This window comes from Helicobacter sp. 11S02596-1 (assembly GCF_002272825.1).
Lineage (GTDB): Bacteria > Campylobacterota > Campylobacteria > Campylobacterales > Helicobacteraceae > Helicobacter_J.
This window is the reverse complement of the sequence record NZ_MLAM01000006.1, coordinates 41320-58787: the sequence shown is the minus strand read 5'-3', so window position 1 is coordinate 58787 and position 17468 is coordinate 41320. Positions and strand designations below refer to the sequence as shown.

The following is a 17468-nucleotide window of genomic DNA, read 5'->3' as shown; positions in this document are numbered from 1 at the left end:
TTAAACAGGTTTATAAAAATTATTTTAGAAAATCCCGAAAAAATGCGGAAAAACCAAGCCTATTTTTTGGGATTTTATATTATTTTTTGCACCCTGCTGTTAGCATTTTTCGCCTCAAATAAGCGATTTTAGTCTGCAAAGGGAGTTCTTTGGGGCAAGTGTCGTGGCAAGCAATCAAGCTCATACACCCAAACACCCCATCATCATTGCCGATGAGTTCGTAAAAATCATCATCGCTTCTTTTGTCGTGCGGATCAATCATAAATCGAACCGCACGATTCATCCCTGCTGCACCGATAAAATCTTCTCGCATTAGTTTTGTCGCACAGCTAGCAATGCAACACCCGCATTCAATGCAACGCTCAAGCTCAAAAACCTCTTGAGCGACATCAGGATCGACCTTTTCTTCCGGTTTTGTAATATCAATCGTTTCATTGGTGTGTATCCAGCTCTCCACCCGTTTGGTCATCCCAGCAAACCATTCGCCCGTATTGACACTCAAATCTTTGATGAGTTTGAAAGCGGGCAGTGGCATTAATGTGATAACACCCTCTGGGAAGCTTTTTGTAAGGGTTTTGCAAGCCAGTCTTGGGCGGCCGTTGATCATCATCGCACAGCTCCCACAAATCCCTGCACGGCAGACAAAATCAAAACTCAAATCAGGATCTTGGCTTTCTCTTATCATATTCAATGCGATAAAAATCGTCATCGAATGGGCTTCTTGGAGCTGGTATTCCCTAAAATGTGGCTTGGAAACCGCACTTTGGGGGTCGAATTTTAAAACCCTGATCGTGATGGTTCTTCCTTGTTGTTCTTGTTGCTCCTGTTGTTGGTTTTGCACACTCATTGTTTGTCTCCTAGTCGTTGGTTTTTCGCTTTATATTTTTCTACCAAATCAAATGGCATCAACGCTTCTTGAAGTTCGTGCCTATCACCACCACGTGCTTGAATTTCTTCGGTGATTTTGCGGATTTGCTCATCTCTTTGTTCTTTGAGCGGGTGAGGGATAAAATTACCCTTTGCCCCATAACCCCTAAAATCAGGCGTTATCTCCATCTGCATAATATCCAAATCCTCATATTCCAAGGTTGGCAAGGTTTGCTCAGGGTCTTTCCAAGAAGCTAACGTGCGTTTGAGCCAGTTAGCATCATCACGCTTAGGATAGTCTATCCTGGTGTGCGCCCCTCGTGATTCTGTCCTATCTAACGCCCCTTTGGCAACACAAAGGGCGATTTTTAGCATTCTTGGCACACGATAAGCATCTTCAAGCTCGGGGTTATTGTGCATTTTTTTATTCTTGACATTGATATTTTTGGAACGTTTATAGAGTTCTTCGAGTTCTTGGACTGCCTCTTCTAGCAAAGGCCCATCACGGAATACCCCAACTTTTTCATCCATAATGGCTTTCATCCGATTTCTTATCTCATAAACATCCTCACTGCCACTATTGCCGAGCAAAGAAGCCAGATATTTTTCTTCTTTTTCGATAAAAGAATGGATGGTTTTGGTTTGGATATCTACATCGGCACCCACGCAATGCTCGGCAAAATAATCCCCGATAATCATCCCAGCAACGACTGCCTCACTCACAGAATTGCCCCCAAGTCGATTAAACCCGTGCAAATCCCAGCAAGACGCCTCACCCGCACAAAATAGACCTTTTAGATGGGTTTCTCCCTTGTGGTTTGTCCGCACCCCACCCATTGAATAGTGTTGCATTGGCTTGATAGGCACCCAGCCCTTGCTCCCCTCATCGGCAGGATCGATACCCGCAAATGTTTTGGCAATATCTTGGACATCACGGAGATTGCGTTCAATATGCGCTCGCCCCAAGATAGAAATATCAAGCCAAACGTGCTCGCCATAGGGGGATTTTACGCCCTTGCCACTTTTGATATGCTCTAATATCCGCCTAGAGACGACATCTCGGCTTGCGAGTTCTTTTTTCTCCGGCTCATAATCAGGCATAAAACGATAGCCATCTTTATCTCGAAGCACCCCGCCATCGCCCCGACAGCCCTCTGTCATCAAGATACCGCTAGGCACAAGGCAAGTAGGGTGAAATTGGACTGCTTCCATATTCCCTAGCTTGGCAATCCCTGTCTCCATCGCAATCGCAGCCCCCACACCATCGCAAATCACGGCATTTGTCGTATGGGCATACACACGCCCATAGCCCCCAGTTGCTAGAAGCGTGCCTTTTGAGATATAAGCTGAAATCTCTCCGGTTATCAAATCCCGCACTACAGCCCCATAGCATTGCCCGTTTTCGTGGATAATGCTAACAGCTTCTTTGCGATCTCGAATATCTACGCCGTGTTTGTAGGCTTCATTGGCGACTGAATACAACATCGAATGCCCTGTCGCATCGGCTGTGAAGCAAGTTCGCCATTTTTTTGTCCCGCCAAAATCCCTTGATTGGATATAGCCGTGTCTTTCTGATTTTTCAGTGATAGTAACGTGTTCGCCATTGATAACTGCGGGGCGATCGCCTTCTTTGATCCTTGTCCAAGGCACGCCAAACCCGGCTAATTCTCGAATGGCTTTGGGGGCAGTGGTTACAAACATCCTAGCGACATTTTGATCACATCCCCAATCGCTCCCTTTCACGGTATCCATAAAATGCAGATCTTCGTTATCTCCCTCGCTCATCTTCCCATTGCCAAGACTTGCTTGCATACCGCCTTGGGCAGCTGCAGAGTGGCTTCTCCTCACAGGGACCAAGCTCAAAACAATCACACTCAAACCCCTTTGTTTGGCAGCAACACTAGCCCGAAGTCCTGCCAATCCTCCGCCAATAATCAGCGCATCGCAATATGTTACTTTCATTTACTCTCCCTTGCCATATAGTTGTGTGTCGATATGTTTGTAATCAATGCTTGTATCGGTTTGGCTGAGACCTTTTTTGACATAAGCCCCATAAGTTAAAAGCCCCAAAACGATAAAAAATACGCTCATAAACCATTTGATACGTCTGAGGTTGCTGATACCAAGTTTTTCAAACCAGCCCCATTTGATACAGAGTCTATAAAGCCCGATAGAGCCGTGAAGCTCCACAGCAAAAAGCAAGAAAATATATAAAATCCAAAAATGTTCACTCACAAACCGATAGGCTGAACCATTCGGACCGATCGTATCAGGCTGGGTTAGCATCACAAACAAATGGATACTAGCGAGAAAAAACATCGCAAAGCCCGTTGCGGCTTGAACAAACCATAGGCTTGTGTCGCTGTGCTTCATCAAATGTTTGTGGGTTTTTAGGATGATGAATTGCTTGTAATTGATGGGAAATTTGCGCATTGCCAAAAAGGCGTGGGCGACCAATACGATGATAACCACTACCGCCACAGCGCTCACAATCGCAGGCTCGCCTGCCTTGATAAACAAGCTCCCTTCAAAAAACTTGGCAACGTGATACATCGCCTCATCGCTAATCAAAATGCTCGATACCAAAAACATATGGGCTATCATAAAAATAGCCAAAAACAATCCGGTCGCACTTTGCCAAAAATCAAGCCTGGCAGGAACTTTACTCTTTTTGCGTTCAGGGGTGATACCCAAGTAGCTTTCGATGATTTTGTCTTGTTGCATTAATTTCTCCTGGTTGTGTTTGTAAATTTAATCGCTAAAACGAAGCATTCCTTTCCAAAAAACAATTCCTAATGATTGAGACATTGTGCAACTCTCCTTAAAATCGTTCAGCACCGGGGTTTTGAATGGTTATAAAATCAGGGAGTTGCGTGAGAATAAACAGACTAATGACGCTATAATGGGGGCTTATGAGATTGGTTTTTGGGGTAAATACTTTTGGGCATCTAAGACCGGCAATGCCCGCCATCAGAGGCTTTATATAGGATGGTAAGGACGAAACATTCACTCGCATTCAATCTCCTAAACCTTTTAAGCGACTCGGTATATTATAAGACAAAACCAGTTAAATATTCTCTTAAAATTTTAAACTTGTTTGATAAAAATCTTTTATGGGTAAAAATATGATACTTTTTGTAAATCTTATCAAATAATTGCTACAATGTATGCAAAATAAAGAATCAAAATTATTTAGACAAAAGGGGTCGGATGCAAAAAATCATCGCAGCAAATTTCAAGGCAAATCACACCCAAACCAGCACGAAAAAATACCTCCAAGAGCTTGATAATAGGCTACTTAATATGCCGTTATCAAAAAACTCTCATCGTGTTTATGTTTTTCCACAGGTAGCGAATTTGTGTGCGAATGATTTTACATCCTTAAAAATTGGCACGCAAAATGCCTATCCTGCCTATAATGGAGCATTTACCGGAGAAATCACGCTTGAGGCCCTAGAAGAATTTGGTATCACAACCATCCTCATCGGGCATAGTGAGCGAAGAAATATCTTGAATGAAACCCAAGCGTTTTGTGCGGAAAAATTCGCATTTTTTGCCCAAAAAGGTTTTGAGATTATTTATTGCGTTGGTGAAGATCTCTCTGTGCGTCAAAAGGGCGGACAAAAAGAAGATTTGGAGGCACTCAAGGATTTTATCCAAACCCAATTTGAAGGCATTGATACTGGTTATGAAAAACTCATCATCGCTTATGAACCCATCTGGGCGATAGGCACGGGGATAACTGCGACAATCGAGCAAATCAGACAAACCCACCAAGCTATCAAAAGCATCGCCCCTGCGCCATTGCTTTATGGGGGCAGTGTGAATGCGGAAAATTCCAGCCAAATTCTTAGCCTCAAGGAAGTCGATGGTGTGCTTGTTGGGAGGGCTTCACTTGATGTAGAAAGTTTTTATCAGATCATACAAAATTCATACAAGGAGAATAAATGATACTCAAAGGAAAAAAAGGCCTCATCGTTGGGGTTGCTAACAACAAATCCATCGCATATGGGATTGCTAAGGCTTGCAAGGAACAAGGTGCAGAACTCTGCTTTACTTTTTTGAACGAATCGCTTGAAAAACGGGTGCGGCCCATTGCTGAGGAACTTGGGAGCGAAAGGGTTTATGAGCTTGATGTGAGCAAAAAAGAACATTTTGAAAAGCTCATCGCCGATTTGCAAAAAGATGTCGGCAAGCTTGATTTCGTTGTCCATAGTGTCGCTTTTGCCCCAAGAGAGGCTTTAGATGGCGATTTTATCGATACGAGCAAGGAAGCGTTCAATGTGGCGATGGAAATTTCTGTTTTTTCGTTTATTGAATTAAGCCGGTATGTTTTGCCCCTCTTAAATCCCGGGGCTTCTATCCTCACGCTCACCTATATGGGAAGCGTCAAGCACGTTGCTCATTATAATGTAATGGGTGTTGCCAAAGCTGCACTCGAATCAAGCGTGCGCTATCTCGCATTTGAGCTTGGCAGGCAAAACATCCGTGTCAATGCCATCTCTGCAGGGCCAATCCGCACGCTCGCAGCAAGCGGGATAGGGGACTTTAGGACGATTTTGAGATGGAATGAAATCAACTCGCCACTGCGTAAAAATGTTACGATCGAAGAAGTTGGCAACGCCGGGATGTATCTGCTCTCCCCGCTCGCATCGGGGGTAACTGGGGAGATCCATTATGTCGATGCGGGGTATCATATTATGGGAATGTGTGCCACAGAAGACATCGATGGCAAGGTTTCTATTCTCTGGGATGAAAATCGCGATAAGGAATAAAATGAAACTTTCTGCAATGTTGCAATCCATCGGCTTGGATGTTGCCCTCAAGCGAGACTTTGAGGTCGTTGCTCTCGCACCGCTCCAAAAAGCCACGCCAAATGATGTCAGCTATATTGATCAAAATAAATATCTCCAAGACCTGAGTGTCTCCTCTGCTGGGGCGGTCCTGATCCGAGAAAAAGACGTTGTAGCTGTCCCAGAGCATATCCAGCCCATCGTTGTTAGCAACCCGCACCTTATCTTTGCAAAACTTTCTGAATTTTTTAAAGAACCTCAATTTTGCCTCGCAGGGGATCAAAACCAAGCAGAAAACCACCGCCAACACAACCAAGCGCTTGCTATTGGAGAAAAATCCATCATTATGCCGAATGTGTTTTTGGGTAATGGGGTAAAAATCGGCAGTAATTGTGTGCTAATGCCCGGGGTTGTCCTCGCTGATGATGTGTGTATCGGGGATAATTGCAAACTATTTCCCAATGTTGTGATCTACAAAAACACCCAGATTGGCAACAATGTATCCATTCACGCTGGGAGCATTATCGGTAGTGATGGCTTTGGATATGCCCACACAGAAGCAGGCGAACATATCAAGATCGAACATAAAGGCTGTGTTATCATCGAAGATGATGTCGAGATTGGGGCGAACAACACCATTGATCGTGCCGTATTTGGCGAGACAAGAATCAAAAAAGGCACAAAAATCGATAATCTCGTCCAAATCGGTCATAATTGCGTTATTGGCGAGCATTCTTTGCTTGTTTCTCAAGTGGGGCTAGCTGGCTCGACAACAACGGGGCGAAATGTCGTGATGGGCGGGCAAGCTGGGACTGGCGGGCATATCCATATCGGCGATTTTACCCAGATAGCTGGGCGAGGCGCTGTGGGCAAAAATCTTCCCCCGCATACCAAATGGGGCGGACACCCGTTGATGGAGCTTGATGAATGGATGAAATTTTTTGTGAGCCTCAGGAGATTGGTGAAAAAGAAAAATTCTTGAAAATAAAATTTGTGAAATCTATAGACCCAACTTTTGAAGTCCGTAAGGCTTTAAAATCGGGGTTCTAAAGACACCCACCTATCAAAATCGTATTATCTGACTTCAAATCGCTTTAAACAATCAAAAACGATAGGCAACATTGACACCATAAGTGGAATTTCCTCTTGTATCGATATCGACATCGGGCGTGATGATGAGTTTATCGGGCTTGTATTTGCTAGTAAATAGCCAAGCAAAACCCCAACCAAGCCCGCTCCCTACAAGGACTTGCCAAATGGTGTGCTTTTTGGCATAGACCCGAGAGGCATCAGTAAGCAAAGCCAATGCGATCACAGGGATTGCAGGCTTCCAACCATAGCGATAAAACACAAATCCCGCCGCACTAAACGCCCCGCCAGCGTGCCCGCTTGGCATACCTTTGTAGTCATCGCAACAAGGGCGTTTGGCAAATGCGATGTTATGCCCGTTTTTGTGTGCGGCATCAAATCCCCGCTTTACCCCTTCGATTACCCCTTGTGTAACCAAACTTCCCAAGGCTAATTCGCCAAAACCCCGATAGTCCTCCATCCCTAAACTCACTACCCCAACAAATACAGGGAGTAGCCGAAAAACATCGCCAAACCTTTGAAAATTGCTTTCGGCTTTGGCGTTGCTAGCCCCGATGATATAGGCTAATATCCCAACCAAGATTATTTTTTTCATTCCGTTCCTTTTTTGTTGCTTTGCTCAATCATATGGGGTTTTTGATTTGCTATTGTATGAAAAAAATCACCAAAATCACAAGCAAAATCGCCAAAGCGCCAATCTTGCCCCCATTTTTTATTCAAAGAGCTTTTTTATTTTTCGGGGGAATAGGGGCAAATAATTATTAAAGTATTTAACCGACGTTTAATCTTATTGCGTAGGATAATTGTCTATAATTACTTGCATTCATACCAAAAATCCGTCTGCAAAAGGAGACAAAATGACCATTGGCTGTCCAAAAGAAATCAAAGACCACGAGTTTCGTGTTGGGCTTACCCCATCAAATGTGCATACTTTTATTGAAGCGGGGCATAGTGTCTATATCGAAAAAAACGCCGGTGAGGCGATCAATTTTTATGATGAAGATTATGCAAAAGCGGGTGCAAAAATCGTCGATAAAAAAGAGCTTTTTGAAAAAAGCGAGATGATTATCAAGGTCAAAGAACCTGTAAAAGAGGAATACCATTTTTTCCGTGAAAAGCAAGTGCTATATACGTATCTGCATTTGGCAAATGACAAAGAGCTTACCGAAATGCTTTTGGAGAAAAAAATATTTTCCATTGCTTATGAAACCATCAAAAAGGGAAGATTTTTGCCTTGTCTTGCCCCGATGAGTTCGATTGCTGGGAGGCTTTCTATTATTGAGGGAGCAAAATATCTTGAAAAAACTTACGGGGGCAATGGCACATTTATCGGCGGTGTGCCCGGAACCCGCAAAGGCAAAGTTGTGATTTTAGGAGCGGGGAATGTCGGCTTTAATGCTGCGCAGATGGCAGTAGGGCTAGGTGCGGAAGTAACGATGCTTGATATTGATTTGAGCCGTCTTGAGTATATTGATCAGGTTTTTGACTCCAAAATCACGACGCTTTATAGCGATGCGGGCAATATCAAAGAATGCGTCCAAGATTGCGATATTTTGGTGGGTTCGGTTTTGATTCCGGGAAGTAAAGCGCCCAAACTCATCCGTAAAGAACATTTAAAAATGATGAAAAAAGGTGCGGTCATCGTCGATGTTGCCATCGATCAAGGCGGTTGTATCGAGACTTCTCACCCCACGACGCATACCGATCCTATTTATATTATTGATGGCATTGTGCATTATTCGGTTGCCAATATGCCCGGGGCTGTCGCAAAAACATCGACAATTGCTCTGACAAATACGACTATTCCCTATGGGCTAAAAATCGCAAATATGGGAGCAAAACAAGCCTGCTTGCAGATACCCGATCTCACTGAGGGGCTTAATACCATCGATGGTAAGATTACCTACAAAGGTGTGGCTGAGGCGTTCAATATGAAGCATTTTGACGCATTAGAAACCTTGCAGTCTTATTGATACTCTCCAAAAATCCCTACTAAACCCCAAATAGGGGGTTTAGGATTTTGTTGCTCTTATCTATAATCTTGAATTGATACATTCCTTGTAAGACCTTTTAATTAAATAAAAACCAACAAATGTGAGAAAGGTGATGGGGGATTATTGTTTATTGAGAGGATTAAAACTATTTTTTATTATAAATCGTAGATTATGGGATGGGGAGAAGAATGCCCATCAAGCTTTTTATGGCTTGATGTGCCTTTGAATCTCTCTCATATTTTTATCAAAGATTTTTTGTGAAGCTTGGGCTAGAAAATATAAGAAATAAATCCATAAAACCTTTGATAATTCACACCATAAAGATCCCTGCCTCGCTCATTAGTAATGCTGTGCAAATCAAGACCATTTATTTTGGCACTATCATCAAATTTGGTTTGGGCGTATCGGTTGGTTAATTCACCAGTAACATAGCGAATGCCGATATTGACGACATTGCTGATTTTGTAGCCAAGACCCCCACCATAAATCAACCCATCATAATTCGTTGTAACCGTTGGGTTTGCCCCACGCCCTGTCGCAGCATAGGTATCTTTCATAAATAACCAGGTATATCCCACCAATCCAGTGATATAAAAGCCCTTGTATTCAAGCCCAACCATCAAAGGAAGCTGCACGCCAAAACCAGCAACACCTTCGGTTTCTTTGGTCTCTAAAGGGCGATGATCGTTTAATATATTGGATTTCCCGCTAGCTTTGAGATAAATAGGGAAGCTTAGCTCTGTCCCCGCCATCAAGCTCATCCCGCCAAACAAAGACTCAATACTGCGGATATATGTGCTGTAGGCAACATCAGCAGAGATATATTCGGATTTTCCAAGCATTGTATAAGAACCCCCGATACTCCCTTCGTTGAAAAGATACCATCGCCTCACCGAGCCTGTGCCTTTGGTGCCATCAACAATCGATCCTTTTGTAAATTGACCCAAAATGGCATTTCGGGTATGTTGCAGACTACTGACAGGCTTTTTTGATTTGCTTGTGCTTTTTGTTGCGCCATTGACCCCGACAAAAAAAGCCGATAGGATTGCCAATATAAAAAATACCTTTTTCATTCATTACTCCTTTGGATGATAATAATTTTGAAATTCTATTATAAAAATCGGTAAAAAATTAGATATATTTAGAATCATCAAATATTAAGGAGAAGTTTTGAACTCCAAACAATGGCTCGCCCTCAAAGCTTCTGCAGGCAGCGGCAAAACATTTGCATTGGCTATGCGCTATATTAGTTTGCTTTTATCAGGTGCAAATCCTAGCGAAATCCTCACGCTCACCTTTACCAAAAAGGCTGCTGCAGAGATGAATAAGCGTATCAGCGAAAACCTCGCTATGCTTCAAAATGCGCAAAAAAACCCACAAGCCTCTCAAAATCTCATCATTGCACTCAAAAATTACGGCATTTCTGAAGATAAAATTCAAAAAAATATCGCTAGAGTGTATCAAGATTTTTTGCATTCCCATACAAAAATAATGACTATTGATGCTTTTTTGAACTTTATCTTGAAAAAATTTTGCTGGTATGTGGGGGTGAGTCAAGGATATAAGACCGAATTTGAAGACAAGGAAGAGATTTATGAGACATTTTTAAGCTCGCTTTCACGGGAGGATTTTAACGATTTTTCAAGGTTTTGTATGGGGACGGATATGAGCCACAAAACGCTTTTGGACCTGCTTTTTATGCTGGATTTTAAACATTTTGACTTGGAGCAATATCTTTCAAAGACTAAACCTATCGCTAGTGTATCAGAAGATGAGATTTTAAAAACCGCCCAAGATATTAAAGATGTCATTTGCGCGAATGAAAAAGCCTCAGACGCTGCCAAAAATGCTATCAAAAACCAAAGTATCCAAGAACTCCTTTCAAGTGCAAAATGGCTGGTCGATGGGAGCGAATATCGTTATTTCAAAAAACTCCAACTCCAGGCGTTAGAGCCAAAATTCCACGCTCTCAAAACAATGCTCCAAACCTATCTGCTTACCCAAGAATACAACATACTCAAACAAATCGCTCGATTTTTGAAACTTTATAAAAAAAGTAAAAAAAACACCTCGGGCGCGCTAAGTTTCGATGCTATCACGATCAAGACTTATGAGTTGCTTCAAAACCATTTTGAACGGGATTTTTTCTATTTCAGGCTTGATGATAAGATTACCCATATCCTTATTGATGAATTTCAAGATACCAGCACGATCCAATACAAAATCCTCAAGCCCCTCATCGATGAAATCTATGCAGGCAAGGGGCGATTTGAAGAACGGAGTATCTTTTTTGTAGGCGATACCAAGCAAAGTATCTACCGCTTCAGAGGCAGTAATAGCGAACTTTTTGATGAAGCGGCTAAAAACATCAATCAAGAAAATCTCCCTTATAATTATCGAAGCTCAGAATGCGTAGTCAGCTATGTCAATGAGGTTTTTTCTCAAAAAATCCCTGGTTATATCCCCCAGCAACTTCCCTCTGATATGCCTCACGCCAAAGGCTATGTCAAGGTCCGCTGTGTCCCTACAGCAAAAGACAATCTGGAGAGCTTTTTTGAAGCCATCTTTTTGCAGATAGATGACTTGCTTAAGCGTGAAATCCCGCTTGAAAACATCGCGATATTGTGCTTCAACAACAATGATGTCCTCGAACTCAAAGACTATCTTTTGAGCAAAAATCCAGCCCTGGCTATCACCACAGAGACCAATCTCAAGCTTGTCGAACAAACCGAATCCAAGATCATTTTGCACGCTATCGGGTTTGCCAAAACCCAGCTAGAGTTTCACAGAAAATCAGCTTACAAGCTTGCGGGATTAGATTTTGATGCGGGTGTTGCTATGCCAGTTTGCACGCCAGGGAAGAGCCCGCAAGCATTTATCTTGGAGGTGATGGAAACATTTAGGCTTTATAGCAAAGCAGCCCAAGAAATGCTTGAAATTTCATTTGGTTATGAGGATTTAGATGATTTTGCCCAGAGTATCGAACGCCTCAAGCTCGAGTTTGCGCCCGAATTTAGATCGGGCTTGCAGATAATGACTATCCATAAATCCAAAGGATTGGAGTTTGAACACGTGATTTTGTGTGATCGTATGCAAAACAAAAGTTCCGATACGACAAAATTTATTTATGATTATGATGGCATTGAACTTCAAAAAATATTTTATAAATTCAACTCCAAACAGCGTGAATTTCGCAAAAAAATCGACGCTATCTATGAGCGCGCCCAAGAAAAAGAAACAGAACTTGCTAGCAGAGAAGAAATCAATGTCTTATATGTTGCTTTTACACGTGCTAAGCATAGTTTGATTGTGATGGCTAAAGAACAAGAGGGGAAGAAAAGCGCTTTTGAAAATCTCGAACTTAGCACCCGTGAAATAGGTAGTCTAGAACAATCCCGTGTCCAAAAACCCCAGCAGGCTGTTATGAGTCCTATCATCGTGGAGCAACAAGCATTTGATACGCAACAAAAATATGTCGATGATGAAAAACACCTCCCGACCATAGCCCTTGATGTGCTTTTTGGAGAAGCCCTGCATAAGGCATTGGAGCTTGATTTGGGCTATGGGATAAATCAAGAGATTATCCTAGCGATTTTGCATAACCAATTTGGCTTTTATTTGCCAAAAAAAAGCTTCGATCATATCCTTGAACTCATAGACAAACTCAAAAAAAACCCGATGTTTCAATCAATCATCAGGGAAGCTCTGGTAAAATCAGAAATTTCTTATCTTGATAAAGATAGCAACAACCAACGCAATATTATCCATCGAATCGATAGCCTGATAAGGGATAAAAATGGCAATATTATTGTGCTTGACTACAAAAGTGGTTTGAACGATCAAGAAAAACACAAAGAACAGGTAAAAAAATACCTAGAATTTAGCAAAACCCAGTTCGGTCCCAATAAACTCCAAGCATACATTTTGTATGTGCGTGAAAAAATAGAGTTTATCCCCGTAACCTAGTCCATCTAAGGAAAATAATGGAAGAAATACTCAAGGTTATCAAAGAGGATCAAAAATCGCAAAATCCCGCTTACTATCTCAAAGATAGACTGCAAAAAGGTCTGCATACCTTTATCGGACACGAGTCTTTTGGTGGTTTGTTGCTGTTTTTTTGCGTCGTGCTTGCCCTCGTTATTGCCAATTCAGAATTTTCCAACATTTATTTTGGCATTTGGCAACTTGAATTTGGAGGCTTTGTCGGGAACAAAAGTAGCGGTATCACGATACTAAGCCTTATCAATGATATTTTGATGTCTTTTTTCTTTTTGATGGTTGGGTTAGAGATGAAGCGAGAGGTTTTATACGGGGAGCTTGCAGGATTCAAAAAGGTTGGGTTTTCCGTATTTGGCGCACTCGGTGGGATGATCGTGCCGATTTTGATTTATGTTTTTTTCAATTACAACACACCCTCAGCACACGGATTTGGTGTCGCAATGAGCACAGATACGGCATTTGCACTCGGCGTGATTTTGCTTTTGGGCAAACGTGTGCCACCTGTCATCAAGATATTTTTGGTTACGCTCGCAGTTGCTGATGATTTGGGTGCGGTGAGCGTGATTGCGTTGTTTTATACCAGCACGCTCCATAGTGGTTGGCTGTTTATTTCGCTAGGTCTCATCGGTGTGCTTGTATATCTGAACTATACCGATACCAAATACCTTTCAAGCTATCTTGGTGTGGGCGTTTTGCTCTGGATTGCTGTGCATAATAGCGGGATTCACGCCACGATGGCAGCTGTGATCTTGGCCCTAGCGATTCCAGGACGTTCTAATATCACCAAGACGTATTTTATGAATATGATGGAAGAATGGAATAAGATCAACTTCCTAACCAACAACGGCAGGAATATCCGCAACCAAGCCGATGAGGAAAAAATCGGATTCTTTGCCTCATCGTGGAAAAATATCAAAAATTTTTTCAAATCCAGCGAAGATGCGGAGAAAAAAATCGATATGGAAAAAATCAGCAAGCAAGTCCATATGCTCGATACCATCGCAAAATATTCCAAATACGCCCAAAACCCGCTCATCCGAATCGAAGTCGCACTCCAGCCGATATGTGCGTATTTTATCGTCCCGCTTTTTGCCTTTGCGAATGCGGGGGTAAAAATCAACTCCCATATGGATTTTCATATCGATGGGATTCTTTGGGGGACGATTTTAGGGCTTGTGCTTGGCAAGCCAATTGGTATCGTGCTTTTTACGTATTTGAGCGAAAAATGCAATCTCTCGCTCCGCCCCAAAGGTCTCAATTATGGGCATATTCTTGCGGCTGGCTCGCTCGCTGGGATTGGCTTTACGATGTCGATGTTTGTAGCTAACCTCGCTTATAGCAACCCCACTGCGGTGGATGTTTCAAAAATCTCGATATTGTGTGCGTCGTTTGTATCTGTAATTTTGGGGGTTATTCTAATGTTTTTAAGCACGAAATCAAGCAAAATCAATCAAGAAGGATAAATAATGCATAATCTGGACAAAACCGCTCAAGTCAATCTGGCGAATGTTTTTTTAAACTTTATCAAAAGCGAATCTTTCGGGGGCATTTTTTTATTTATCAGTGCTGTTTTGGCAATGATTGTGGCAAATTCGCCCTTGAGTGCGTATTATTTTGAATTTTGGCATACCGATTTTGGCTTTCGTTTGGGCGAACATTTTGTTGGATTTTCGATCCACCATTGGATCAATGATGTTTTGATGGCATTGTTTTTCTTGATGGTCGGGCTTGAAATCAAGCGTGAAATCCTTTTTGGCGAGCTTGCAGGATTCAAAAAAGCCGCATTCCCTGCTATCGCAGCATTGGGTGGGATGATTGCGCCTGGACTGATTTATTATGGGCTTAATGCAGGGACGCCCTCTTATCACGGCTTTGGTATCCCGATGGCAACGGATATCGCATTTGCTTTGGGTGTGATTATGCTTTTGGGCAAAAAAGTGCCGATGGCACTCAAAGTGTTTTTGGTTACGCTCGCCGTTGCCGATGATTTGGGTGCGATTGTCGTGATTGCGATCTTTTATACTACCGGTCTCAAACTCGTGTGGCTCATTGGGGCGGCAGTTATTGTGGGAATACTTGTTGTTTTGAACAAAACGGGGGTCAAAAACCTCATTCCTTATCTTATATTGGGGGTTTTCTTGTGGTTTATGGTGCATAATAGCGGGATTCACGCCACCATCGCCGCAGTGGTTTTGGCTTTTACGATCCCTATCAAACCCAGAAAACAAAGGAAAAATTTCTCCAATCTCATCAAAAACCTTGGCGAATCTTTCCGCCTCAAAACCCTCGAAAATAACCAAAATCTCTTGAATGAAGAACAAATCAATATCCTCTATGCCATCCGCAATGAAGCCAAAGATATCCAAAGCCCGCTCGGCAGGCTAGAACACCGTCTCCAGCCTTGGAGTGCGTATTTTATTATGCCTTTGTTTGCTTTTGCAAATGCTGGTGTAAATATCGGCAGTGAGATCCATTTTGACATTGATCATATTCTTTTGGGCGTGATTTTGGGACTTATAGTCGGCAAACCGCTAGGGATTTTTATCATCACATTCCTTTGTGAAAAACTCGGCATTGCCGCCAGACCAGAGGGCATATCTTGGGGGCATATCTTGGGGGCAGGAATGCTCGCTGGGATCGGCTTTACAATGTCGATGTTTGTTTCTAATCTCGCATTTTCTCATCCAGAATCAATGGAAATATCCAAGGTTGCGATTTTGCTAGGTTCATCTATTTCAGGCGTGATTGGGGTGATTTATCTCATAGGGCTATCTCGTTTTAAGGCTAAAGAAAATTAAATGAAACAAATGATAAAATACGCCCCAATCTTAAAACCGCAAAAAGGATGTTTATGCAAAATTATAAAGAACTCTTGACTTCAATTTTACCCCTTGTGGTGCTGTTTGCAATCTTTTACTTCTTTATCATTCGCCCCCAAAGAGTGCAACAAAAAAAGCATAAAGAAATGCTTGCAAATCTCCAAAAGGGTGATAAAATCGTTGCTCAAGGTGGATTTATCTGCGAGGTTATCAAGCCAGAAGATACATTTTTTAGTGTCAAACTTAATGATGAAACCATAGTAAAACTTGCCAAAGAATATGTTGCTTACAAACTCGATGACACGTATTCAAAGTAACCTTATATGAAACAAATTTTCAACCCAAGATTAGTGATTTTTATCGTTGCTATTATCTTTGGGGTCGGTTTGTCTGTGCCTTCGCTTTTCCATACAAAAGGCCCTCAAATCAGCCTTGGGCTAGATCTTCAAGGGGGGCTTAATCTCCTTTTGGGTGTGAAAACTGATGAAGCGATCAAAAATAAATACGCCTCGATCGCCTCTTCGATCAATTATGAAGCCAAAAAATCCAATATTTTGATTGATGGGCTTGAGGCTGATGACACGAGCGTGCGTTTTGATCTCATCGATACTGATGAAGCGGGCAATCTCTCAGATATTCTCCAAAAAATCAATGGCATTACTATCGATTCGAGCAATTATCATTACACGATCACTCTTACCCCACTTGAAGAACAGGCTATCAAGAAAAATGCGATCTCTCAAGCGATTGGGACGATTCGCAATCGTTTAGATCAATTTGGCTTAGCAGAGCCGAGTGTTACCCAGCAAGGCGAAGAGGACATTTTGGTGCAACTCCCTGGTATCAAAACCGCCCAAGAGGAGCAACGAGCGCGTGATCTCATCTCAAAAACCGCACATTTGCAGATGATGGCAGTTGATGAAGAGCGCAATCCCCAGGTGGGAACAATGACTGAATTAGAAGCTCAAAAATATGGCGATGTGATTTTGCCTTTTGCAGATAGTTCAGGAGAAAGCGGAGGAAAAATCCTCCTTAAAGCCGTGCCAATTTTGGATGGGAATATGCTAACAGATGCCCAAGTCGTTTATGACCAAAACCATCAACCTGTTGTGAGCTTTAGTTTGGATTCACAAGGGGCGAAGATTTTTGGCGATTTTTCTGGGGCAAATATCAATAAAAGAATGGCGATTGTCTTGGATGGAAAAGTCTATTCTGCCCCCGTGATACGAGAGCGAATCGGTGGGGGAAGCGGGCAAATCAGTGGGGGCTTTAGCGTTGAGCAAGCCAGCGATTTAGCCATTGCTCTGAGGAGTGGGGCGTTATTAGCACCAATGCAGGTTTTGGAAAAACGTAGCGTAGGTCCCAGCCTAGGTCAAGATAGTATCAAAGCTTCAATGATAGCCCTTGTGAGTGGGTTTGTGCTTGTTGTGGGCTTTATGATTGTTTATTATTCGATGGCAGGGGTCATCGCCTCTGTGGCTTTGATTGTAAATCTGTTTTTAATCATTGCGGTGATGGCGATTTTTGGGGCAACGCTGACATTGCCTGGGATGGCTGGAATCGTGCTAACCGTGGGGATCGCCGTGGATGCGAATATCATCATCAACGAACGTATCCGAGAAGCCTTGCGATCGGGAGAGAATATTACTAGGGCAGTCCATCTAGGCTATATCAATGCCTCGCGGGCGATTTTTGATTCTAATACCACCTCACTTATCGCCTCTATTCTCCTATACGCCTATGGAACCGGAGCTATCAAGGGTTTTGCTATCACCACCGGGATTGGTATCATCGCCTCTATCATCACGGCTATCATTGGCACACAAGGTTTTTATCAAGCCATCCTGCCAAAAATTGCCAAAACCAAACACCTCTATTTTTGGTTTGGCATTAGCAAAAAGGACTGA

15 protein-coding genes are annotated in these 17468 nt (G+C 42.6%); 9 read left to right on the top strand and 6 right to left on the bottom strand.

What is annotated here, in order from left to right:
• Window positions 1-79: 79 nt before the first annotated feature.
• The 4 genes from BJI48_RS04840 to BJI48_RS04825 form a co-directional block, all read right to left on the bottom strand.
• Window positions 80-847 (bottom strand): fumarate reductase iron-sulfur subunit, encoded by a 768-nt coding sequence (locus BJI48_RS04840; RefSeq protein WP_095332499.1) that lies wholly within the window; start codon window positions 845-847, stop codon window positions 80-82.
• On the bottom strand, window positions 844-2829 hold the full coding sequence (locus tag BJI48_RS04835; protein WP_095332497.1) for a fumarate reductase flavoprotein subunit: 1986 nt from the start codon (window positions 2827-2829) through the stop codon (window positions 844-846). Before BJI48_RS04835 ends, BJI48_RS04840 begins: the two co-directional genes overlap by 4 nt.
• A complete protein-coding gene (locus BJI48_RS04830; protein ID WP_095332495.1) occupies window positions 2830-3591 on the bottom strand; it encodes a fumarate reductase cytochrome b subunit in 762 nt (253 codons plus the stop codon). It abuts the gene before it with no gap.
• 97 nt (window positions 3592-3688) lie between these two features.
• Entirely contained in the window at window positions 3689-3883 is a 195-nt protein-coding gene (locus tag BJI48_RS04825) for a hypothetical protein (RefSeq protein WP_095332493.1), read from the bottom strand.
• Window positions 3884-4077: 194 nt separating this feature from the next.
• Here BJI48_RS04825 and BJI48_RS04820 point away from each other — a divergent pair, with 194 nt between their 5' ends.
• Genes BJI48_RS04820 through lpxD form a run of 3 tightly spaced genes read left to right on the top strand, consistent with a single transcriptional unit; the run spans window position 4078 to window position 6642 of the window.
• Window positions 4078-4818, top strand: a complete 741-nt coding sequence (locus BJI48_RS04820) for a triose-phosphate isomerase (protein WP_095332490.1) — start codon at window positions 4078-4080, stop codon at window positions 4816-4818.
• Complete coding sequence (gene fabI / locus BJI48_RS04815) at window positions 4815-5642, top strand: enoyl-ACP reductase FabI (RefSeq protein ID WP_095332488.1); 828 nt, start codon at window positions 4815-4817, stop codon at window positions 5640-5642. The genes BJI48_RS04820 and fabI overlap by 4 nt, the downstream gene beginning before the upstream one ends.
• 1 nt (window position 5643) lies before the next feature.
• A complete protein-coding gene (gene lpxD / locus BJI48_RS04810; RefSeq protein WP_095332486.1) occupies window positions 5644-6642 on the top strand; it encodes a UDP-3-O-(3-hydroxymyristoyl)glucosamine N-acyltransferase in 999 nt (332 codons plus the stop codon).
• Window positions 6643-6762: 120 nt separating this feature from the next.
• Here lpxD and BJI48_RS04805 read toward each other — a convergent pair whose 3' ends face one another.
• On the bottom strand, window positions 6763-7344 hold the full coding sequence (locus BJI48_RS04805) for a phosphatase PAP2 family protein (protein ID WP_095332484.1): 582 nt from the start codon (window positions 7342-7344) through the stop codon (window positions 6763-6765).
• Window positions 7345-7606: 262 nt separating this feature from the next.
• Between BJI48_RS04805 and ald the strand changes: the two genes are divergently transcribed.
• Window positions 7607-8722, top strand: coding sequence for an alanine dehydrogenase (gene ald / locus BJI48_RS04800; protein ID WP_095332482.1), 1116 nt, complete (start codon window positions 7607-7609; stop codon window positions 8720-8722).
• A gap of 290 nt (window positions 8723-9012) precedes the next feature.
• On the opposite strand, the gene BJI48_RS04795 is transcribed toward ald, so the two are convergent.
• Window positions 9013-9816, bottom strand: a complete 804-nt coding sequence (locus BJI48_RS04795) for a hypothetical protein (protein ID WP_095332480.1) — start codon at window positions 9814-9816, stop codon at window positions 9013-9015.
• Window positions 9817-9913: 97 nt separating this feature from the next.
• On the opposite strand from BJI48_RS04795, the gene BJI48_RS04790 reads away from it, so the two are divergent.
• The 5 genes from BJI48_RS04790 to secD are packed head-to-tail and all read left to right on the top strand — an operon-like array spanning window position 9914 to window position 17468.
• Window positions 9914-12709: a RecB-like helicase gene (locus BJI48_RS04790; protein WP_095332478.1), complete on the top strand. Its 2796-nt coding sequence runs from the start codon at window positions 9914-9916 to the stop codon at window positions 12707-12709.
• A 17-nt stretch (window positions 12710-12726) separates the two neighbouring features.
• On the top strand, window positions 12727-14205 hold the full coding sequence (gene nhaA / locus BJI48_RS04785; RefSeq protein ID WP_095332476.1) for a Na+/H+ antiporter NhaA: 1479 nt from the start codon (window positions 12727-12729) through the stop codon (window positions 14203-14205).
• Between the two features lie 3 nt (window positions 14206-14208).
• Window positions 14209-15540: a sodium/proton antiporter NhaA gene (nhaA, locus tag BJI48_RS04780; protein ID WP_095332474.1), complete on the top strand. Its 1332-nt coding sequence runs from the start codon at window positions 14209-14211 to the stop codon at window positions 15538-15540.
• Between the two features lie 53 nt (window positions 15541-15593).
• Entirely contained in the window at window positions 15594-15878 is a 285-nt protein-coding gene (gene yajC / locus BJI48_RS04775; protein ID WP_095332472.1) for a preprotein translocase subunit YajC, read from the top strand.
• 6 nt (window positions 15879-15884) lie between these two features.
• The gene (gene secD, locus BJI48_RS04770; RefSeq protein WP_095332470.1) at window positions 15885-17468 is read left to right on the top strand and encodes a protein translocase subunit SecD; all 1584 of its coding nucleotides are present in this window, start codon (window positions 15885-15887) and stop codon (window positions 17466-17468) included.